General features: G+C 67.8%; 22 protein-coding genes and 1 pseudogene. 11 read left to right on the top strand and 12 right to left on the bottom strand.

Features of this window, described 5'->3' with window-relative positions; genetic code table 11:
* Positions 1–1,218, bottom strand: coding sequence for an argininosuccinate synthase (locus NX02_RS24875; protein WP_025294878.1), 1,218 nt, complete (start codon positions 1,216–1,218; stop codon positions 1–3).
* A gap of 74 nt (positions 1,219–1,292) precedes the next feature.
* Between NX02_RS24875 and NX02_RS24870 the strand changes: the two genes are divergently transcribed.
* A complete protein-coding gene (locus NX02_RS24870; RefSeq protein ID WP_025294877.1) occupies positions 1,293–1,718 on the top strand; it encodes a DUF1801 domain-containing protein in 426 nt (141 codons plus the stop codon).
* Positions 1,719–1,724: 6 nt separating this feature from the next.
* On the opposite strand, the gene NX02_RS24865 is transcribed toward NX02_RS24870, so the two are convergent.
* From NX02_RS24865 to NX02_RS24855, 3 genes are read right to left on the bottom strand one after another with little or no spacing between them, the layout of a single operon-like run.
* On the bottom strand, positions 1,725–2,180 hold the full coding sequence (locus tag NX02_RS24865) for a nucleoside deaminase (RefSeq protein WP_039996826.1): 456 nt from the start codon (positions 2,178–2,180) through the stop codon (positions 1,725–1,727).
* Between the two features lie 41 nt (positions 2,181–2,221).
* Positions 2,222–2,407: a YqaE/Pmp3 family membrane protein gene (locus NX02_RS24860; protein ID WP_025294875.1), complete on the bottom strand. Its 186-nt coding sequence runs from the start codon at positions 2,405–2,407 to the stop codon at positions 2,222–2,224.
* Position 2,408: 1 nt separating this feature from the next.
* Positions 2,409–2,618 (bottom strand): hypothetical protein, encoded by a 210-nt coding sequence (locus tag NX02_RS24855; RefSeq protein ID WP_025294874.1) that lies wholly within the window; start codon positions 2,616–2,618, stop codon positions 2,409–2,411.
* A gap of 148 nt (positions 2,619–2,766) precedes the next feature.
* On the opposite strand from NX02_RS24855, the gene rpmB reads away from it, so the two are divergent.
* Entirely contained in the window at positions 2,767–3,054 is a 288-nt protein-coding gene (rpmB, locus tag NX02_RS24850; RefSeq protein WP_025294873.1) for a 50S ribosomal protein L28, read from the top strand.
* 123 nt (positions 3,055–3,177) lie between these two features.
* Here the strand turns inward: rpmB and NX02_RS24845 are convergent, their stop codons facing one another.
* Positions 3,178–4,152: an esterase-like activity of phytase family protein gene (locus NX02_RS24845; protein ID WP_025294872.1), complete on the bottom strand. Its 975-nt coding sequence runs from the start codon at positions 4,150–4,152 to the stop codon at positions 3,178–3,180.
* 262 nt (positions 4,153–4,414) lie between these two features.
* On the opposite strand from NX02_RS24845, the gene NX02_RS24840 reads away from it, so the two are divergent.
* Entirely contained in the window at positions 4,415–4,795 is a 381-nt protein-coding gene (locus NX02_RS24840) for a glycine zipper 2TM domain-containing protein (RefSeq protein ID WP_025294871.1), read from the top strand.
* 90 nt (positions 4,796–4,885) lie between these two features.
* Here NX02_RS24840 and cobT read toward each other — a convergent pair whose 3' ends face one another.
* From cobT to NX02_RS24825, 3 genes are all read right to left on the bottom strand, one after another.
* Positions 4,886–6,718, bottom strand: a complete 1,833-nt coding sequence (gene cobT, locus NX02_RS24835; RefSeq protein ID WP_025294870.1) for a cobaltochelatase subunit CobT — start codon at positions 6,716–6,718, stop codon at positions 4,886–4,888.
* Between the two features lie 104 nt (positions 6,719–6,822).
* Positions 6,823–7,827, bottom strand: coding sequence for a cobaltochelatase subunit CobS (cobS, locus tag NX02_RS24830; RefSeq protein WP_025294869.1), 1,005 nt, complete (start codon positions 7,825–7,827; stop codon positions 6,823–6,825).
* Between the two features lie 120 nt (positions 7,828–7,947).
* Entirely contained in the window at positions 7,948–8,625 is a 678-nt protein-coding gene (locus tag NX02_RS24825) for a winged helix-turn-helix transcriptional regulator (RefSeq protein ID WP_245648695.1), read from the bottom strand.
* 99 nt (positions 8,626–8,724) lie between these two features.
* On the opposite strand from NX02_RS24825, the gene NX02_RS24820 reads away from it, so the two are divergent.
* The 6 genes and pseudogenes from NX02_RS24820 (at position 8,725) to NX02_RS24800 (ending at position 11,713) form a co-directional block, all read left to right on the top strand.
* Positions 8,725–9,165 (top strand): VOC family protein, encoded by a 441-nt coding sequence (locus NX02_RS24820; protein ID WP_025294867.1) that lies wholly within the window; start codon positions 8,725–8,727, stop codon positions 9,163–9,165.
* A 28-nt stretch (positions 9,166–9,193) separates the two neighbouring features.
* Positions 9,194–9,616: a DoxX family protein gene (locus NX02_RS24815; RefSeq protein WP_025294866.1), complete on the top strand. Its 423-nt coding sequence runs from the start codon at positions 9,194–9,196 to the stop codon at positions 9,614–9,616.
* Positions 9,617–9,640: 24 nt separating this feature from the next.
* Positions 9,641–9,937, top strand: a pseudogene (locus NX02_RS33750) (DUF1428 domain-containing protein); the annotation flags it as partial.
* 69 nt (positions 9,938–10,006) lie between these two features.
* The gene (locus NX02_RS33745) at positions 10,007–10,357 is read left to right on the top strand and encodes a DUF1428 domain-containing protein (RefSeq protein WP_245648901.1); all 351 of its coding nucleotides are present in this window, start codon (positions 10,007–10,009) and stop codon (positions 10,355–10,357) included.
* A gap of 47 nt (positions 10,358–10,404) precedes the next feature.
* Positions 10,405–11,217 (top strand): VOC family protein, encoded by an 813-nt coding sequence (locus NX02_RS24805; protein ID WP_025294864.1) that lies wholly within the window; start codon positions 10,405–10,407, stop codon positions 11,215–11,217.
* Between the two features lie 13 nt (positions 11,218–11,230).
* A complete protein-coding gene (locus tag NX02_RS24800) occupies positions 11,231–11,713 on the top strand; it encodes a VOC family protein (protein WP_025294863.1) in 483 nt (160 codons plus the stop codon).
* A 36-nt stretch (positions 11,714–11,749) separates the two neighbouring features.
* On the opposite strand, the gene NX02_RS24795 is transcribed toward NX02_RS24800, so the two are convergent.
* The 3 genes from NX02_RS24795 to nhaA are packed head-to-tail and all read right to left on the bottom strand — an operon-like array spanning position 11,750 to position 14,866.
* Entirely contained in the window at positions 11,750–12,634 is an 885-nt protein-coding gene (locus NX02_RS24795) for a LysR family transcriptional regulator (protein WP_211258250.1), read from the bottom strand.
* 19 nt (positions 12,635–12,653) lie between these two features.
* Positions 12,654–13,661, bottom strand: coding sequence for a histone deacetylase family protein (locus NX02_RS24790; RefSeq protein ID WP_025294861.1), 1,008 nt, complete (start codon positions 13,659–13,661; stop codon positions 12,654–12,656).
* Positions 13,658–14,866, bottom strand: coding sequence for a Na+/H+ antiporter NhaA (nhaA, locus tag NX02_RS24785; protein ID WP_025294860.1), 1,209 nt, complete (start codon positions 14,864–14,866; stop codon positions 13,658–13,660). Before nhaA ends, NX02_RS24790 begins: the two co-directional genes overlap by 4 nt.
* 72 nt (positions 14,867–14,938) lie before the next feature.
* On the opposite strand from nhaA, the gene NX02_RS24780 reads away from it, so the two are divergent.
* The gene (locus NX02_RS24780) at positions 14,939–16,417 is read left to right on the top strand and encodes a DUF389 domain-containing protein (protein ID WP_025294859.1); all 1,479 of its coding nucleotides are present in this window, start codon (positions 14,939–14,941) and stop codon (positions 16,415–16,417) included.
* On the opposite strand, the gene NX02_RS24775 is transcribed toward NX02_RS24780, so the two are convergent.
* Positions 16,418–17,953: a M23 family metallopeptidase gene (locus NX02_RS24775; RefSeq protein ID WP_025294858.1), complete on the bottom strand. Its 1,536-nt coding sequence runs from the start codon at positions 17,951–17,953 to the stop codon at positions 16,418–16,420.
* Positions 17,954–18,186: 233 nt separating this feature from the next.
* On the opposite strand from NX02_RS24775, the gene polA reads away from it, so the two are divergent.
* Positions 18,187–20,949 (top strand): DNA polymerase I, encoded by a 2,763-nt coding sequence (gene polA / locus NX02_RS24770; RefSeq protein WP_025294857.1) that lies wholly within the window; start codon positions 18,187–18,189, stop codon positions 20,947–20,949.
* Positions 20,950–20,999 lie beyond the last annotated feature (50 nt).

The following is a 20,999-nucleotide window of genomic DNA, read 5'->3' as shown; positions in this document are numbered from 1 at the left end:
TCAGGCGTCGCGGCGACCCAGCAGGCGCAGGCGCAGCGCGTTGAGCTTGATGAAGCCCGCGGCGTCGCGCTGGTCGTAGGCGCCGGCATCGTCCTCGAAGGTCACGACCTTTTCGGAATAGAGCGTGTTCGGCGACTTGCGGCCGACCACATAGACGCCGCCCTTGTAGAGCTTGAGGCGGACGGTGCCCGTCACCTTGGTCTGGCTGTAGTCGATCGCCGCCTGCAGCATCTCGCGTTCGGGGCTGAACCAGAAGCCGTTGTAGATCAGCTCGGCATAGCGCGGCGCCAGCTCATCCTTGAGGTGCGCGGCGCCGCGATCGAGCGTGATCTGCTCGATGCCGCGGTGGGCGAGATGATAGATGGTGCCGCCCGGCGTTTCATACATGCCGCGGCTCTTCATGCCGACGAAGCGGTTCTCGACGAGATCGAGCCGGCCGATGCCATGCTTGCGGCCATAGTCGTTGAGCGTCTCGAGCAAGGTCGCGGGGCTCATGCCGACGCCGTTGATCGCCACGCCGTCGCCACGCTCGAAATCGATCGTGATGAATTCGGGCGCGTCGGGCGCATCTTCCGGATTGACGGTGCGCGAATAGACATAGTCCGGCACCTCCTCCCACGGATCTTCCAGCACCTTACCCTCGGAGGAGGTGTGGAGCATGTTGGCGTCGGTGGAGAAGGGGCTCTCGCCGCGCTTGTCCTTGGGGACCGGGATCTGGTGCTGCTCGGCGAAGGCGATCAGCGCGGTGCGGCTGGTGAGATCCCATTCGCGCCACGGCGCGATCACCTTGATATCCGGCTGCAGCGCATAATAGCCGAGCTCGAAGCGGACCTGGTCATTGCCCTTGCCGGTGGCGCCGTGGCTCACCGCGTCGGCGCCCAGCTTCCTGGCGATCTCGATCTGGCGCTTGGCGATCAGCGGCCGCGCGATCGAGGTGCCGAGCAGATAGAGCCCCTCGTAGAGCGCGTTGGCGCGCATCATCGGGAACACATAGTCGCCGACGAATTCCTCGCGCAGATCGTCGATGAAGATGTGCTCGGGCTTCACGCCCATCAGCTCGGCCTTGGCGCGCGCCGGCTCCAGCTCCTCGCCCTGGCCGAGATCGGCGGTGAAGGTGATGACCTCGCAACCATAGGTCTGCTGCAGCCATTTCAGGATGACGCTGGTGTCGAGCCCCCCCGAGAATGCCAGCACCACCTTGTTGATCTTGTCGCTCATGCCTGTTCCGCTCATCGTTCCGAGTCGGGCGCCTCTTAGGATCGGCAGGCCCCCGCTACAACCGGAGACGCGTGATGGCTCAGATCAAGACCCATGCGAGTGCGGCAAGCGTCGATTCGTTCATTGCCGCGGTGCCCGATGCGCGCCGCCGTGCCGATGCCGAATCGCTGCGCACGCTGCTCGAAGATGTCAGCGGATGCGCGGCGAAGATGTGGGGGCCGACGATCATCGGTTTCGGCAGCTATCATTATCGCTACGACAGCGGGCATGAAGGCGACATGGCGATGATCGGCTTCAGCCCGCGCAAGGCCAATCTCGTGCTTTATTTCCCCCGCGATTTCGAGGGCGCGGATGCGCTGGTCGCGCAACTCGGCAAGCTCAAGGCGGGCAAGGGCTGCCTCTACGTCAACCGCCTGTCCGACCTCGATGGCGATCGGCTGGCGGATTTCGCGCGGCGATCGGTGGCGCATATGCGCGCGACCTACCCGACCACCGATTGACCCCGCTCAGCCGCGGCGCGCGGCGAAGAAATCGACCAGCAGGCGCGACGCTTCGCCTTCACCCAACCCGTCATGCACCTCGGGGCGGTGGTGCGTGGTCGGCTGCGAGAAGATGCGCGGACCATGCGCGACGCCGCCGCCCTTGGGGTCGCCCGCACCAAAATAGAGGCGCGCAATGCGGGCGTGGGCGATGGCGCCGGCGCACATCGCGCAGGGTTCGAGCGTAACCCACAGGTCGCATCCGCCCAGCCGGTCGACGCCCAGCGCCAGGGCTGCGGCGCGGATCGCGACGATTTCGGCATGCGCGGTCGGATCATTGCGAGAGCGGGTGGCGTTGGCGCCCTCGCCCACGATTCGCCCCTCGAACGTCACCACCGCGCCCACCGGCACCTCGCCGGCGGCCGCGGCGGCGGCGGCAAGGTCGAGCGCGCGGCGCATGGGGGCGGGCAATGGAAAGGCCATCGCCGGCTGATAACCGGCGATGCCGTGCCGCGGAAGCGCGCTCAGGCGGTGGCGGGCAGCCGCCGGTTGTCGGTGATGATTACCCAGAGCGCGTAGACCACGCCCGGGACGTAGGCGAGCAGGGTAAGGATCACGTCGATCCAGAAGTCCCTGCCGATGCCGCGCGTGAGGAACACGCCCAGCGGCGGCAGCAGCACCGCGGCGACGATCCGGATCAGCAGCGCCATCTTATTCGGGCACCTTGTCTTCGGGCTTGGTCACCTCGACGTTGGGCACTTCGATCGTCTTGTTGACGGTGCCGATGTCGATGTCGGCGGTCTCCGCCTTGAACGCGGGCAATTGTGCCTGCTTGGTCTGGTCGATACGGATCCAGTCGAGCTGGACGGCGACGATCAGCGCAATGAGCGCGACCACAACGAGCGTAAGAATTGAACGCATCATGCGTCTCCGGTAAGGGATCTCGGGCGGATGAACGCGCAGCGGCTGCTTCGGTTTCATCTCCGCAACGACCGTTTCGGTTGACGAATCTGCAGGATGCGGTTATCGGCCCCCACTTTCCGGGCAACCCGAATTCAGGACGAAGATCATGTCGCGTATTTGCGAGCTGACCGGCAAGGGCCGGCAGGTGGGGCACAATGTTTCCCACGCCAACAACAAGACCAAGCGCACGTTCCTGCCGAACCTGCAGAACGTCACCTTGATCTCCGAAGCGCTCGAAAAGGGCGTGAAGCTTCGCGTGTCGACGCACGGCCTGCGCTCTGTCGAGCATGTCGGCGGCCTGGACAACTGGCTGCTCAAGACCGGCGACGACCAGCTCAGCCTGAAGGCGCGTCGCCTGAAGCGCGAAGTTTCCAAGAAGCGGGCGGCCGCCTGAGCCGCGGGCGCCGCTTCGGCGGTGCCCTTGCCCGATTCGGGATTCGAAGGGACGGCAGCCCGTTGGGGGACGCCGTCCTTTTCGTGCGCCCGAATCCTGCGCTCCCGCGCCGGCACGGCCGCTTCAGCCGGTCAGCGCGAACTTCAGCAGCAGCGTGCGTTCCAGGAAATGGAAATTGTCGTCGGACATGATCCAGACGATCGTGCGCCCGCCTTCGCGGCTCACCGCCAGCGCCTCATAATTGTCGCGAATCAGCGATCCTTCGAAGCGCGCGACCTCCTCCGGCTCGACGATTCGCCCCGCGACCAGCCGAGCCGGATCGACGATCGTCAGGACCGCGCTGAACCCGCCCAAAAAGGTGAAGCGGCGATGCAGCACGATCATCCGCCCGTCGGGTAGCGCTGCAGCCTCCACGGGACGATAACCCGGTGGCGCGCGCCAGCCCATTTCCTCCACGTTCACGCCGGATGCCGCGGGATCGCGGTCGAAGCGAAGCAATCTGTAGCTGCGATCGCGCCCGAGCGGTGATTCGGACCAGAGGAGGAAGCGGCCGTCGGCGGTGCGCAGCAGCGCCTCTCCGCCCGCCGATTCGGGCCAGTCGGCAATCTGGGGCGGAAACACTTCCGCCTCGGCATGGCGAAGCCCGTTCAGCCGGCAGATCGCGTTGCGCCGTTCGAGGCTGATCCAGATCCGATTCGTTCCCGGCTCACCGGTCAGCGCTTCGGCGTCGCGGTCGCGCTTGAGCGCGCCGTCTCCGCAACCCGGCGGCAGCGGCAGGATGTGCCCGCGGCCATCGGGCTTGCCGCCTTCGATCCCGATTCGGAGCAGCGCGCCGGCATCGCTGACCGCGACGATCTCGCCCTTCGCCATTGCCGCGCCCGACAGTCCGCCGAGCCAGCGCTCGTCGCTGGTGAGCGACCAGCCCCCGAGATAGCGAAGACGGCCCACGTCGCGCCGCGCCGGATCAGCCGAATCGAGCGCCACCGGCGTTGCCCGGATGTGAATCGGCTGGTCGGGCATGACCGGCATCGGCCCCGGCGCAGAGCGGGCGAGGGCGAGCGGCAGCAGCAGCGAAGCGGGAAGGAGGCGGCGGAGCACGGCCGGGCTTCTAGCCCAACGGCCGCGATTGCGGAATCGTTCTGCGCGGCTCAGCCCGTTGCGCGCGCGTGGTTTTTGCGCGGCGGCGGTCGTCATGTTCGCCGCGATCCGGCGACACGGGAGCGGCGCCTGTACGCGCCGGCGCAAGCTGAACAACGGCTAACATGCGCGTTCAGCATCATCTCAAGACGCGGCGGGCATAACGCAAGCATCAGGAGGCCGAATCAACCGGCCGATCGAGATGAACGGACAGGAGGTTCCCATGTTCAAGACGCTTTCGATGCTGGGCGCGGCGATCGCCATGGGTGCCGCCACGCTCATCCCCGCCGCCCCTGCCATGGCGCGCGACGGTTACTATCACCAGGCCCGCGACGGTTATTATGGCCGCAGCTATCGGGGCGATCGTTACCGCGGCCATCGCGGCGATTACTACCGTGGCGACCGTTATCGCGGCTATCGGGGCGATCGTTATCGCCGTTGTGACAATGGCACGGGCGGCACGATCATCGGCGCGATCGCCGGCGGCCTGCTCGGCAACGAAGTCGCCCGTCGCGGCGACAAGACCGAAGGCACCATCATCGGCGGCGCGGTCGGTGCGCTCGCGGGTCGCGCGATCGACCGCTCGGACGGTCGTCGCTGCTAATCTAAGGTTTTGCCCGCGTATCTGGGCAGTAACCCGCGTATCCGGGTTGTACGAGGGCCGGGCTCCGCAAGGAGCCTGGCCCTTTCGCGTTCAGGTTTCGGTGTCGAACAGCCCCGCGAGCTGCTCCACCATCGTGCCGCCGAGCTGCTCGGCATCCATGATCGTCACCGCGCGCTGATAATAGCGCGTCACATCATGGCCGATGCCGATCGCGACCAGCTCCACCGGCGATCGGGTTTCGATCCAGTTGATCACCTGGCGCAGGTGGCGCTCGAGATAGGCGCCGCTGTTGACGCTCAACGTCGAATCGTCGACCGGCGCGCCATCGCTGATCACCATCAGGATGCGACGCTCCTCATGCCGGGCGATCAGCCGGTTGTGCGCCCAGAGCAGCGCTTCGCCGTCGATATTCTCCTTGAGCAGCCCTTCGCGCATCATCAGGCCGAGCGACTTCTTGGCGCGCCGCCAAGGCTCGTCGGCCTTCTTGTAGACGATGTGGCGCAGATCGTTGAGGCGGCCTGGGGTCGGCGGCCGGCCGGCGGCCAGCCATGCCTCGCGGCTCTGCCCGCCCTTCCATGCGCGGGTGGTGAAACCGAGGATCTCGGTCTTCACGCCGCAACGTTCGAGCGTGCGCGCCATGATGTCCGCGCTGATCGCGGCGATCGAGATCGGCCGCCCGCGCATCGACCCCGAATTGTCGATCAGCAAGGTCACCACCGTGTCCCGGAACTCGGTGTCGCGCTCGACCTTGTAGGACAGTGACTGCCCCGGGCTGACGACGACCCGCGCGAGCCGCGCAGCATCGAGCAGCCCTTCCTCCTGGTCGAAATCCCAGCTGCGGCTCTGCTGGGCCATCAGCCGGCGCTGCAGCCGGTTGGCGAGCTTGGTCACCGCGCCCTGCAGGTGAATGAGCTGCTGGTCGAGATAGGCGCGCAACCGCGTCAGCTCATCCTCGTCGCACAGGTCGGTGGCCTCGACGATCTCGTCGAACTGTGTCGTCCACGGGTGATAATCGAACTGCGGCGGCAGATCGGAAAGCGGCCGGTTGGGCCGCACCGGCATCATCCCGTCTTCGCCGGCATCCGCCAGTTCGGCGTCGCTGTCGCCCTCGGCGTCGTCCTGCTGGCTGTCCGATTCGCCGTCCTGCTGCTCGCCATCCTGCGGCTCGGCGCGCATCTCGACATCGCCTTCGGCGCCGCCTTCATTCTCGTCGGCATCGTCGGTCTGGTCGTCGCTTTCGTCGTCCTCGCCGCCGTCCTGGTCCTCCCCGCCCTCGTCGTCGTCGGGCGTCAGCTCACCCTCGACCAGTTCGAGATCCTCGAGCAGGCGGGTGGCCAGCCGGGCGAAGGCGCCCTGATCGTCGGCGACGAGGCCGAGCGCGTCGAGATCGGCTCCGCCCTTGTCCTCGATCCATTGCCTGACCATCGCGAGGCCGGGCTCGGCCGCGGCGGGCGGCGCCTCTCCCGTCAGCCGCTCCCGCACGATCAGTTGCAGCGCGGTCGACAGCGGCACCTCGTCTCGGGCGCGGGCGCGGGTGATGGGATCGGTGCGGATCTTGAGATCGAGCGCCTGGCCCAGATTGGCGCGGACGCCCGCCATCGAACGCGCGCCGAGCGCCTCGACCCGCGCGGTCTCGATTGCATCGAACACCGAGCGCGCCACCGCTTCGGACGGCGCCCCGCGGGCATGGAGCGCGGCATCATGGTGCCTCAGCCTAAGCGCGAAACCATCGGCAAAACCGCGTGCCTCGGCGACCTGCTCGGCCGGCAGCGAGCGGTTGGGCATCGGCACCTTCATGTGCCGTCCGGACTGCAGCGGCGCATCCGCGGTGAAGGTCAGCTCGACCTCGGGCTCACGCGCGATCGCACGCGCGGCGCCGCCGAGCACGGCCTTGAAATCGTCGAGGGGAGAACGGTCGGCCATGATCACCGAGCCTTATGCATGGTCGGGCGGCGTGGGAACAGGCGATTGCGGCATGCCCGGCGGCGGAGCGGTTCGATCGCACCTCCGCCGGGCATGCAACGGGATCAGGCCTTGCCGGCGACGCTTTCGGGCAGATCGCGCCCGAACACGCGCTGATAATATTCGGCCACCAGCGGGCGTTCCGCCTCGTCGCACTTGTTCAGGAACGACAGGCGGAAGGCGAAGCCGATATCCTTGAAGATCAGCGTGTTCTGCGCCCAGGTGATCACCGTGCGCGGAGACATGACGGTCGAGATGTCGCCATTGATGAAGCCCTGGCGGGTGAGATCCGCCACCTTCACCATGTTGTCGACCTCCTTCTTGCCGCCCACATGATCATATTCGCCGGACTTGGCGAGCACGATCCGCGCCTCGACCTCGGCGGGCAGATAGTTGAGGGTGACGACGATGTTCCAGCGGTCCATCTGGCCCTGGTTGATCTGCTGGGTGCCGTGATAGAGGCCGCTGGTGTCGCCCAGGCCCACAGTGTTGGCGGTGGCGAACAGGCGGAACCAGGGGCTCGGGCGGATGACCCGGTTCTGGTCGAGCAGGGTCAGCTTGCCCTCGGTCTCGAGCACGCGCTGGATCACGAACATTACGTCCGGACGGCCGGCATCATACTCGTCGAAGACGAGCGCGGTGGGGGTCTGCAGCGCCCATGGCAGCAGGCCTTCGCGGAATTCCGTCACCTGCTGGCCGTCGCGCAGCACGATCGCATCGCGGCCGATCAGGTCGATGCGGCTGATGTGCGCATCGAGGTTGATGCGGATGCACGGCCAGTTGAGGCGCGCCGCCACCTGTTCGATGTGCGTCGACTTGCCGGTGCCGTGATAGCCCTGGATCATGACGCGGCGGTTGTGCGCGAAGCCCGCCAGCACGGCCAGCGTGGTATCCGGATCGAACACATAGGTGGGATCCAGATCGGGGACGCGCTCGTCCGCCTCGCTGAACGCCGGCACCTGCATGTCGATGTCGATCCCGAACAGCTCGCGCACGCTCACCTGCCGGTCGGGCGCGTCGAGCACGGTCGCTGCGCGGCTGTCGGGCTGGACGTTGGGGATGTCGGTCATGATCGGCTCTTTCGTCTTTCCCTGCACCCCTAACGCGCGGAACGCGGGTGTCGACGCCCTATTCTGCGTGCGACGTGGAAAATGAAAGGGGCTGCCGCCGCTTTTTGTGCCGCGCAGGGCTCAGCCCGTCTTGGGCGGCAGCGGAAACAGCGTGACGAAATGCGCGAGCAGCCCGCGGTCGCCCGTCACCGCCAGCGCGCCGTCTCGCTCCGCCGCCGCCACCGGCAGGCCACCATAGACGATCGCGGCGAGCACCGGTGGCTGCGCCGCCAGCCGCAGGTCGACCGAGTCGGGCTGCGCGCGGCGGACGGCGATGCCGTGCGCGTCGATGGCGGCGACGAAGGCGTCGGGCGCGATATCGAACCCGACTTGCATCGGGCGCTCGCCCGAACGGCTGCGGTCGATCATCGTGCGGAACGACATCATGATCGCGGCCGCCGACAGCGGCAATGTGGGATCGTGACGCCGGGAGCGGACCGCCCAGCGGCCGAGCTCCTGGATCGCGGTCTCGCTCTGATAGCCCCAGGGGGTCAGCTCATAGACCTGCACATTGGCGGGCGGGGGCAGCTTGCGGCGGACGAGAATGCCCACCTCCTCCATACCCTCCAGCCGCTGCGTCAGCACATTGGCGCTGATCCCCGGCAGTCCGCCGCGCAGTTCGCCGAAACGGCGCGGTCCGAACATCAGCTCCCGCACGATCAGCAGGGACCAGCGTTCGCCGACCAGTTCCATCGCCAGCGCGGTGCCGCAGGCGTCGTCATACCAGCGCTTGTCCGCCTTGCGATCGTTATTAGTCACTTTTTCTAACTTCATAGTTGCTTTTAATAACTCACGCCGTCACAAGGATCAAGCCAACCGATTCGACCCGACCCGAACGCGATTGAGAGGAAAAGTCCGATGGCCAAGCTGATCTTCGTGAACCTGCCCGTAAGCGACGTCGCCCGCGCAACCGCGTTTTACGAAGCCATCGGGGCGACGCGCGATCCACGCTTCTGCACGGACGATTGCTCGATGGTCGCGTTCTCGGAGACGATCCATTTCATGCTGATGACGCACAAGCGCTACGCCGACTTCACCAGCAAGACGATCGTCGACGCCCATAAAGCCAGCGAAGTGCTGATCGCGCTCAGCGAAGACAGCCGCGCCGAGGTCGACGCCACGCTCGCCAGAGCGATCGCCGCCGGCGGCGCCGCGGATCCGACGCCGCCACAGGACATGGGCGACTTCATGTATGGACGCAGCTTCGAGGATCTGGACGGCCACATCATCGAACTGGCGTGGATGGACGTCGATGCGGCGATGTCCGCCTTCGCGCCGGGCGAGACCGAGCCCGCCTGAACCGCGCCTTCAGAACGGGAGACGAGCGATGACAAGCGCGACGATCGAGGCCTCCGCCCCCGCGAAGGCCGATGCCGGGGTCTGGACGGGGCGGGTGCTGAGCACCCTCGCCATCCTGTTCTTCCTGATGGATGGCGGCATGAAGATCGTGCCGCCACCGCAGGTGCCCGAAACCATGGCGGCGCTGGGCTGGCCGACCGATCTCGGCACGATCCGGCTGCTGGCGGTGCTCTCGCTGGGCAGCGTGCTGCTCTATGCGTGGCCGCGTACGGCGGTGCTCGGCGCGGTGCTGCTGACCGCCTATCTGGGCGGCGCCATCGCCACCCACGTCCGCGTCGGCAGTCCGCTGTTCAGCCATGTGCTGTTCGGGGTGTATGTCGGCCTCATCCTGTGGGGCGGCCTGTGGCTGCGCGATCCGCGGCTGAGGGCCTTGTTCCCGATCATGCGCTGACAAGAAACCCGAAGGAGAGACAAGATGACCTATGTGGAAGGATTCGTCGCCGCGGTGCCGGCGGCGAACAAGCAGGCCTATATCAAGCATGCCAGCGATGCCGCGCCGCTGTTCAAGGCGTTCGGGGTCACCCGGATGGTCGAGAATTGGGGTGACGAGGTGCCGGACGGCGAGGTTACCGATTTCAAGGGCGCGGTGAAGGCCGAGGACGGCGAGGTCGTCGTCTTTTCCTGGTTCGAGTTTCCCTCGAAGGCGGCGCGGGACGCCGCGAACGAGAAGATCATGGCCGATCCCCGTATGGAGGAAATGAGCAAGTCGATGCCGTTCGACGGCAGGCGGATGATCTATGGCGGCTTCGAGGCGATCGTCGAGGAATCGTCGGGCGGCGCGATGGGCTATGCCGACGGCTATCTGGTGCCGGTGCCCGAGGGCAAGAAGGAAGCCTATCGCGCGATGGCGGCGAAGGCGGCCGGGCTGTTCCGCGAATATGGCGCGACCCGCGTGGTCGAGGCATGGGGCGACGATGTGCCCGACGGCAAGATCACCGACTACAAATGCGCGGTGAAGGCCGAGGACGGCGAATCGGTCGTCTACAGCTGGGTCGAATGGCCCTCCAAGGCCGTCCGCGACGACGGCATGAAGAAGGTCATGGAGGATCCGCGCATGAAGCCGGATGGCGAGATGCCGTTCGATGGCCGGCGCATGATCTATGGCGGCTTCGCGCCGATCCTCGACGTCTGAGCATCATCGGGGGGCCATGCGCCCCCCGCCCCCGAAGGAGACGGACGATGACCAATCCTCACGGTACCCCGATCTGGTACGAACTGCTGACCAGCGATCCCGATGCGGCACAAGCCTTCTACAGCGACGTCGTCGGCTGGAAGATCGGCCCGTTCGGCTGCAAGGATGGCGACGACGCACCGCTGCCCCCGCCAGGGCCCGATGGCGCCCCGATGGACTATCGCATCCTCACCGCGCCCGACGGCGGCGGCGTGGGCGGGCTGATGAAGCTGCCCGAAGGCGCGCAGATGCCGCCGGCCTGGCTGGGCTATATCGGCGTCGACGATGTCGATGCGGCGGTCGAAGCGATCGAGGCGGCGGGCGGCACGGTGCATATGCCGCCGATGGATCTCGAGGGCGTCGGCCGCATGTCGATGGTCGCCGATCCACAGGGGGCGATCTTCTACGTGATGCGCGGCGCCAGCGACGAAGACAGCGGCGCCATGTCGATGGCGGACGGGCATTGCGGCTGGAACGAACTGTCGACCAGCGATCCCGAGGCGGCGCTCGCCTTCTACACGCGCCAGTTCAACTGGACGAAGGGCGATGCCATGCCGATGGGCGAGATGGGCGAATATCGCTTCATCGACCATGGCGACGGCATGATCGGTGCGGTGATGAAGACGCAGTCACCCGATGGCCGGCCCGCCTGGCTCTATTACTTCGTCGTCCCCGATATCGACGTCGCGTTCGCGCGCATCAAGGCCGGCGGCGGCACCCCGCTCTACGATCCGATGCAGATTCCGGGCGGCGGCTATGCGCTGGCCGCGGTGGATCCGCAGGGTGCCGTGTTCGGCCTCTCCGGGCTGCGCAAGAGCTGAAGGGAGACCGATCATGACCGACAAGATCGCCATCTGCCTGTGGTTCGACGGCGTCGCCGAGGAGGCGGCGACCTTCTACACCTCGCTCATTCCCGACAGCCGGGTGGACGCCGTTCACCGCACGCCGGCGGACTTCCCGTCGGGCAAGCAGGGCGATGTGCTCACCGTCGAGTTCACGCTTGCCGGCCGCGCCTATCTGGGCCTCAACGGCGGCCCGCTGTTCAAGTTCAACGAGGCGATCTCGCTGCAGGTCTATACCGAGGATCAGGCGGAATCGGATCGGCTGACCGAGGCGCTTTCGGCGGTGCCCGAGGCCGAGCAATGCGGCTGGGTGAAGGACCGCTATGGCCTGTCCTGGCAGATCACGCCGCGGCGATTGGTGCAACTGCTGGCCGATCCCGATCCCGCGAAGGCGCAACGGGTGATGCAGGCGATGATGGAGATGAAGCGCATCGACATCGCCGCGGTGGAAGCCGCGGCCGAATCCGTCGCCTGACACGCGCGCGGGCGGGGCGCCTGCGCTCCGCCCGCGTCACAGCGGATCGGCCACCGATCCGACGAGATGGTCGACCAGCGCGCGCAGCCGCGGCAGCCGCTTGAGATCGGCATGATAGCCCAGCCAGATGTCGCGGCCGGGCGGCACGTCGACGCCGGGTTCGGCGACCAGGCCATATGTCTGCCCCAGCAGCACCGGCAGCACCGCGAGTCCGGCGCCGCGGGTGGCGGCGACCGCCTGAACCTCCCGGCTGTTGCTCCGGATCGCGATCCGGGCGCGCGGGAAGCGTCGGCGCAGCCAGCCGACATCGGCCAGCGTATCGAACTGGCTGTCCATCATCACCAGCCGATGGCCTTCGCCATCCGACCCGGGCGCCGGAAAGCCATGCGCCTCGACATAGGCCGGCGCCGCGAACAGGCCGTAGCGGATGTGGGTGAAACGGCGCTGGACGATATGCGGCGCGTCGAACGGCTTGAAGCGGAACACCAGCTCCGCCTCCCGCCGATCGAGGCTGAGCAGGCGGAAGTCGGCGATCAGTTCCACCGTCACCATGGGGTGACGCATGGCGAAGGCGGTGACCGGAGGGGTCAGCACGAGGTGCGCGAACCATTCGGAGGAGGACAGGCGCAGGGCACCGGCCACCGCCTCGCCGCTGCCGGCGAACTGGCGCTGCAGGCTAAGCGCCTCATCCTCCATGCGCTGCGCGCCGAGCAGCATCGCCTCACCCTCGTCGGTCAGCTGCAACCCGGCGGCGGTGCGCTGGAACAGGGCGACGCCGCACGCCGCCTCCAGCGCGCGCAGGCGGCGCCCGGCGGTCGGCTGGCTGAGCTTCAGCACCTTGCCCGCACCGGTCAGCGTGCCCGCGCGGGCGATGGCGAGGAACAGGCGGATATCGTCCCAGTCCAGCCGCCCCGGATCCATCGCGCGCCGTCCCTGCCCCTCAAAAGCCGTTCAGGAAGGAGGCGACATTCGCACCCAGCGCATCGACTGCATAGCCGCCCTCCATCACCACCAATGTCGGCAGGCCGAGCGCCGCGACGATGGCGCCGAGCTCGGCATAGTCGCCGGTTTCCAGCGCGAAATGGCAGATCGGATCGCCGGCGAAGGTATCCGCACCGAAGCTGAGCACCAGAAGATCGGGCGCGAAACCGCGCACCGCCGCGATCGCCTGCGCCAGCGCCGGGCGATATCCGGCGATGTCCGTGCCGTGCGGCAGCACGATGTTGCGCGTCGCCCCCGCGCCGGCGTCTTCGCCCGCCTCATCGGCATGGCCCCAGAAGAAGGGGAAATCCTGCGCGGGATCGGCGTGGATCGAAACGAAGGGCACATCGCCACGCGTCCAGAAGATATCCTGCGTGCCGTTACCGTGATGATAGTCGAGATCGAGGATCGCAACGCGCCCGGCGCCTTGATCGCGCGCGGCCTGCGCGGCGATGGCCGCGTTGTTCAGGTAGCAATAGCCGCCGAGATAGTCGGCGCCGGCATGATGGCCGGGCGGCCGGCACAGCGCGAAGCTGGTCCGCGCCGTCCCGCCAAGCAGCGGATCGAGCGCGGTGAGCGCTGTCTGTGCCGCCCAATAGGCCGAATCCCAGGTACCCGCGCCGATCGGGGTGACGGCATCGGCCGAGTAGCGGCCCAGTTCGGCGTCGATCCGGCTCAGCGTGAGCGCCCGGCGCCGGACCACCGGCCAGACATAGCCGATGGCATCGCCCTCCCGCCCCGCCGCCGCCCAGCGCGCGTGGGCGGTCCGTAGAAACGTGACATAACCGGGATCGTGCACGGCATGGATCGGATCGAGGCCATGGTCCGCCGCCGGCACCGCGTCACCCACCGCGCCGAGGATCGTCGTCGCGCGCGACGGCACCTCGGCATGGTCGCTCCAACCGCCGTTGTGGAACTCGCGCAACGGCCGGTGCGCCGACTGACGGGGATCGAAGACGCTGATCATTCGGGGCATATGAAGCGCGGCGCGAAGCGGAGCACCGTGAAGCCGGCAAGGGCGGCGACGATAGACCCCATCAGCACGCCAATCTTCACCGCGTCGATCTGCGCCGGATCCCTGAAGGCAAGGCCGCCGATAAACAGGCTCATCGTGAAGCCGATGCCGCACAACAGCGCGACGCCATAGACCTGCGGCCAGGTGGTGCGCGCCGGCCGCGGCGCGAAGCCGGTTTTCGCAGCCAGCCAGACGGTGGCGAAGATGCCGACCTGCTTGCCGAGAAACAATCCGGCGGCCACACCCAGCGGCAGCGGCGCCAAGATCTGTGCGAGGCCGACCCCGGCGAGGCTGACGCCGGCATTGGCGAAGCCGAACAACGGCACGATCAGATAGGAAACGGGCGCGTGCAGCGCATGTTCGAGGCGGTGGAGCGTCGAGTCGGCGGCGTCGGGCGCACCCGCCGTGCGGCGGAACGGAATCGTCATCGCCGCCAGCACCCCGGCGATCGTGGCGTGCACGCCGGAGACCAGCACGACGAACCAGAGCAGCGCGAAACCGATGAGATAGGGCCAGAGGCGGACGACGCCGAGCTTTCCCATGCCCCACATGCCCCCCAGCACGGCGATGGCGGCGAACAGGGCCGCGCCATCGATGTTGTTCGTATAGGCGATCGCGATGATCGCGACCGCGCCCATATCGTCGACGATCGCCACCGTCGTGAGGAACAGCTTGAGCGAAGCCGGCGCGCGGCTGCCGAGCAGGGCAAGCACGCCGATCGCGAAGGCGATGTCGGTCGCCGCCGGTACCGCCCAGCCGCGCAGCAGCTCGGGATGGCCACCGGTGACGAACAGATAGACGATCGCCGGCAGCGCCATGCCCGCCGCCGCTGCCAGCACCGGCAGGCGGCGCTTCTCGGGGCTCGCCAATTCCCCGTCGACGAACTCCCGCTTGATCTCCAGCCCCACCAGCAGGAAGAAAATCGCCATCAGCGCATCGTTGATCCAAAGATGCACCGTCATCGGCCCCAGTTCGTCGCTGAGCACCGGGCCGGTGGGCAGGTGGAGCAGGTGGAAATAATCCTCGGCGAACGGACTGTTGGCGATGATCATCGCCAGCGCCGCCGCCGCCATCAGCAGCAGCCCACCCGACGCACCGCTATGAAGAAAGGCGCGAAGCGCAGACTTGACGCGACGCGGTGGCAGTACCGTGACCATTTTACCTCCCTGCTGGCGATGCGCCCGGTCTATCGGCTAGACCCCCCGGCGCAAGCAAAAGCGGGGAAAGCGATGCCCGAAAATCAGCCGAAACCCTTCCGCGCCAACGCCGTGTGGCGCTGGTGGCGCGCGCGCGTGGTCGGCAGCGTCGATCATGTCGAGGTCGTCGCGCAGGTCGTGGAGGATGGCGGCTGGACGCCCCGTTACCTGCTGATGACGTTGCTCGCGGCCGGCATCGCAATGCTGGGGCTGCTGCTGTCTTCCCCGGCGGTGGTGATCGGCGCGATGCTGCTCTCCCCGCTGATGGGGCCGATCATCGGCTTCGGCTTCAGCCTGGCGCTGTTCGACTTCAAGGAAATGCGCGATTCGCTGCAGGCACTGGCGCTGGGCGCGGTGATCGCGGTGCTGTTCGCCGCGCTGATCGTCACCTTCTCCCCGATCCAGACCGTCACCGCCGAGATCGCCGCGCGCACCCGCCCCAACCTGTTCGACCTGATCGTCGCGATCCTCTCCGCCGTCGCCGGCGGCTATGCGGTGATCCGCGAGCGCCACGGCACGATCGTCGGCGTCGCGATCGCCACCGCGCTGATGCCGCCGCTGGCGACGGTCGGCTTCGGCCTGGCTACGCGCAACTGGACGGTGTTCGGCGGCGCGCTGCTGCTGTTCTTCACCAACCTCATGGCGATCGCGCTCACCGCGTCGGTGATGGCGCGGATCTATGGCTTCGGATCCTCGCTCAGCCCCAAGCAGACGCGTCTGCAGGCGACACTCGTGATCGCCACCTTGGCGGCGCTGGCGGTGCCGCTGGGGCTGACCCTGCGCCAGATCGGTCAGGAAGCGGTCGCGGCGCGGCAGACGCGCGACACGATCGCTGCACAATTCGTCAGCGCGGCCCGGATCGACGATCTGGAGATCGAGCATGCCGGCGAGGCAATGCGGGTGCGCGCGGTGGTGTTCACACCCACCTACCGCGCCGGCGCCGAAACCGCCGCGATCGAGGCCCTGCGCCGCCGCCTCGACCGCCCGGTGGAGCTGTCGCTCGATCAGGTCATCACCGGCCATGGCGACGTGACGGCCGAACAGGCGCAGCTCCAGGCTGCCCGCGAACGGCAGCAGGCGCAGGAGAAGGGCGCTGCCGACCTTACCGCCAAGCTGGCGCTGATCGCCGGCGTCGATCCCGCGATGGTGACCGTCGACCGTCAGAATCGCCGCGCCCTCGTGCGCGCCGCACCGCTGCCCGACGCGACGCTCTCCACCTATCGTGCGCTCGAATCGCGCGTCGCACTGAGCTTTGACGGCTGGACGATCGAACTGGTGCCGCCGCCGCTGATGCGCCTGCCGATCATCGACTTCACCGATGACAAGCCCAACCCGGCGGCGATCGATCTCGTCGTTTGGGCGGCGCGGCGCGGCGGATTGCCGGTCAGCATCACCGGCCCGGCCGATCGCACCGCGCCGGTCGTCTCGGCGCTTCGCGACCGCGGCGTCGATGCGCGGGCGACGGCGGGCGCTGGCGGCGACGGCGTGCTGGCCGGCTGGGCGACGTCCTGATCAGTCGGCGGCGTTTTCGCCGTCTTCCGCCCTGGCAACGGCAGGGATGCGCGCCGCGCCCGGCCGCACCGCCAGCAAGGTGTTGAGCCGCGCCTTGAAGTTGCGCAGATCCTGGCCGACGAGCTGGGCCTGGGTGGTGAAGCTCATCGTCTTCGGATTGATCGGCGTGCCGTTCCTGTAGACCTCATAATGGAGGTGCGGGCCGGTCGAGAGGCCGGTCGAGCCGACATAGCCGATCACCTGGCCGCGATTGACCTTCTGGCCATAGCGCACGCCGATGCGGCTCATATGCGCATAGGCGGTCGCGATGCCGCCGCCATGTTTCAGCATCACATAATTGCCGTGACCGCCATGGCGGCCGGCGAAGGTGACGGTGCCGTCGGTCGCGGCGTAGATCGGCGTTCCGTAGGCAGCGCCGAAATCCATGCCGCGGTGGAAGCGCGAATAGCCGAGCAGCGGGTGGCGACGCATGCCGAATCCCGACGTCTGGCGGCCATTGACCGGCCGCGCCATCACCCCGCGCTGCTCGCCGACGCCCGAGGCCTCGAAGAACTCGCTGCGCCCGCCGCTCGTCCATTTGACGAGCCGGGTCTTGCGCTTGCCCTGGTCGAGCCCGGCGAACAGCAACTCTCCCACCTCGGTCTCGCCGGTCGCGGCGCGGCGGTGCGCAACGATGATGTCGAACCGCGAATCGCCGCCAATGCTGCCCAGGGGCACGCGGCGCTTGATCTCGCGGACATACGCCTCGACCGCAGAGGCGGGGGCGCCGGCGGCGCGTGCGGCGGCATAGAGGCTGGAGCCGGCACGGCCCTGGATGCGCAATGGCGTATCGTCCACCGCGATCGGCACGCGGCGCATCGCCAGCCGGCCGCCAGCGCGCTCGAATTCCAGCCGCAGGTCGAACGCGGCGCGGAAGGCGAGTTTGTCGAGCGGGCGCGGCTGTGCGCGCGCGGGGCGGCGGCCGAGCACCATGTCCATGCGCGTTCCGGGCCGGATCGCGCCGAGCGTGACGGCGCGCGACGCCATGTCCGCCACGAGCTTCGCGTCGGTCCGGCCGACGCCGGCGCGCTCCAGCACGCGGGCGAAGCCATCGCCCTGCCCCAACGTGGCGCTCAGTTCGATCATCGGCCGTTCCGGCGTGTCGGCCAGCGGGCGCACCGCATCGGTCGCGGCCATGTGCCGGCCGCTGTCGCCGCCGAACGCGAGCGGGGCGAAGGATTGGGCGCGGACCTCATCCCATGCGGCGGGCGCGAGCGGTGCCGGCACGGCCCCGGGCAGCGGGCGTTCGAATCCGGGCGACAAGGTGATCGCCGCGGCACACAGCCCGCCACAGGTAACGACGCCGCGCATCCATTCGAGCGAGCCGATGCGCGCGCCCAGATCGGGCACCAGATCGATGTCGTGCAGGCGGGTCCGCCAGCCCTTGAGCGGCTGGCGCATCGTGTTTGCCGGCCTCGCCGGCGCGATGGCGGCGTCCATCGACAGCACGGCGGTGCCGCTGGTTCCACCGAATCCCGGTTCGCTTTGCTTGAACAAGGCCACAGGCCCCCGAAATTGATCGCAACCCCCGGCCGCTGGCGCGGCTCGTGGCGACGACAGTGCTGGCCGAGAGTCTTAAAGTCAAATTAAGTCCCTTGCCGCGCCCTTTTCGTGCGGCGGAGCGCGCCGGGGGCGGGATGAAAGGCGGATCAAAGCGCGGATTTGACGGATAACGCACGACGAACGGCAAAACGCTTTTGGCGCGGCCAGCAAATCGCTATCCCGCCGCCATGGCTTCCAACCATCTCTATCTCGTCGACGGCTCGGGCTATATCTTCCGGGCCTATCATCGCCTGCCGCCGCTGACCAACAAGCACAACGAGCCGGTGGGCGCCGTCTATGGCTATACGGCGATGCTGTGGAAGCTCGCGGACGAGGTCCACAAGGCCGACGGGCCGACGCACATGGCGGTGGTGCTCGACAAATCGAGCCACACCTTCCGCAACGATCTCTATGACAAGTACAAGGCGCAGCGGCCGCCGCCACCCGAGGATCTGATCCCCCAGTTCCCGATGATCCGCGATGCGACGCGCGCCTTCTCCCTCCCCTGCATCGAGGAGGAAGGCTGGGAGGCCGACGATCTCATCGCCAGCTATGCCAAGGCGGCGCTGGCGCAGGGCTGGCAGGTGACGATCGTCAGTTCCGACAAGGATCTGATGCAGCTCATCGAGCCGGGGCTCGACCTCTACGACACGATGAACAACCGTCGGCTCGGTGCCGAGCATGTCGTCGAGAAGTTCGGCGTGCCGCCGGTGCAGCTCGGCGAGGTGCTGGCGCTGATGGGCGACAGCGTCGACAATGTTCCCGGCGTGCCGGGGGTCGGCCCCAAGACCGCTGCCAAGCTGATCACCGAGCATGGCGATCTCGAAGCCGTACTTGCCGCCGCGCCCGACATGAAGAAGGGCAAGCTGCGCGAGAACCTGATCGAGCATGCCGAGATGGCGCGGCTCTCGCGCAAGCTGGTGACGCTCGCCTGTGACGTGCCGCTTCCCGAGCCGCTCGATGGCCTCGCGCTGCAGGGCATCCCCGAAGCGCCGCTGCGTGCCTTCCTCGAACATCATGGCTTCCGCTCGCTGCTCGCGCGGCTGGGTGCGGTCGCCGATGCGCCGCAGCCGGCTCCGGCGGCGGGCGTTGCGCTGCCCGAGGATCCGCCCTGCGACCATGACGGCTATGAGGCGGTGACCGACCTCGCCGCACTGGAGCGCTGGGCGGCGGCGGCACGCGAACAGGGTTTCGTCGCGCTCGATACCGAGACCGACGGGCTGGGGCCGATGGCAGGGCTGGTCGGCATCAGCATGGCGCTGGCGCCCAATCGTGCCTGCTATGTGCCGCTGGGCCATCGCGGCGGCGACCTGCTGGCCGATACGCCGGTGCAGATTCCGATCGATCAGGCGCTGGCGGTGCTGAAGCCGATGCTCGCGGATCCGGCGGTGCTCAAGATCGGCCACAACATCAAATATGACCTCTCGATCCTGGCTCGCCACGGCGTGGTGGTGGCGCCGATCGACGATACCATCGTGATGAGCTTCAACCTCGATGCCGGCCGCCACGGCCATGGCATGGACGAGCTTGCGGCGACGCACCTCGCTCACAGCTGCATCGCGTTCAAGGATGTCGTCGGCACCGGCAAGGCGCAGAAGGGCTTCCACGAGATCGGCCTGCGCGAAGCGACGCGCTATGCCGCCGAGGACGCCGACGTCACCCTGCGGCTGTGGCGCCGGCTGAAGCCGCGCCTGTCGCCCGAGCAGGCGACGCGCGTCTACGAGATGGTCGACCGGCCGCTGGTGCCGGTGCTGTCGGGCATGGAGCGCGCCGGCATCAAGGTGGATCGCAAGACGCTGTCCCGCCTGTCCGCCGAGTTCGCGACGCAGATCGCGGCGCTGGAAGGCGAGATCCATGGGATCGCCGGCACGCCGTTCACGATCGGCAGCCCCAAGCAATTGGGCGACGTGCTGTTCGAGCAGATGGGCATCAAGGGCGGCCGCAAGGGCAAGTCCGGCGTCTATTCGACCGACGTCAACGAGCTTGAGCGCATCGCCGCCGACCGCGAGGCCGGCGCGGGCGCCGAACTGGCGCGCAAGGTGCTCGACTGGCGCCAGCTCTCCAAGCTCAAGTCGACCTACACCGACTCGCTGCAGCAGGAGATCAACGCCGAAACCGGCCGCGTCCACACCAGCTACGGCCTGACCGGCGCGCAGACCGGGCGCCTCTCGTCCAACGATCCCAACCTGCAGAACATCCCGGTGCGCACCGAGACCGGCCGGCAGATCCGCGACGCCTTCGTGGCGGAGCCGGGCAATGTCATCCTCTCCGCCGACTACAGCCAGATCGAGCTGCGGCTGGCGGCGCACATGGCGGACGTGCCGCAGTTGCGCGACGCGTTCCTGCGCGGCGACGACATCCACAACATGACCGCGCAGGAGCTGTTCGGCGAGGTCAACCGCGACACCCGCGGCCGGGCCAAGACGATCAACTTCGCCATCCTCTACGGCATTTCGCGCTGGGGCCTCGCCGGCCGGCTCGAAATCGCGCCGGACGAGGCGCAGGCGATGATCGACCGCTATTTCGACCGCTTCCCCGGCATCCGCACCTACATCGCCGAAACGCTTTCCAGCGTACGCGAGAACGGCTTCACGACGACCCTGTTCGGCCGCAAGACGCATTTCACCCGGATCAAATCGTCGGTGCAGCACGAGCGGCAGGGTGCCGAGCGTGCCGCGATCAACGCGCCGATCCAGGGCACCAGCGCCGACATCATCAAGCGCGCGATGGCGCGGATGAACCCGGCACTTGCCGAGGCCGGCCTGTCCGATGTGCGCATGCTGCTGCAGGTGCATGACGAACTCGTCTTCGAGCTTCCCGAAAGCTTGGTGGACCGCGCGAAGCCGGTGATCCAGCATGTGATGGCGACGGCGGCCGAGCCCCTGGTCAAGCTCACCGTGCCGCTGGGCGTGGAGATCGGCACCGGCACCAGCTGGGGCGCGGCGCACTAAAGGGGGAGGGGGGAAACATGGCTTCGACATCGAGGGTCGCGCGCAGGATG

The organism is Sphingomonas sanxanigenens DSM 19645 = NX02 (assembly GCF_000512205.2).
In the GTDB taxonomy this organism is placed as follows: domain Bacteria; phylum Pseudomonadota; class Alphaproteobacteria; order Sphingomonadales; family Sphingomonadaceae; genus Sphingomonas_D; species Sphingomonas_D sanxanigenens.
Note: the sequence above shows the minus strand (reverse complement) of the source record. Positions and strands in the feature narration are given on the sequence as shown.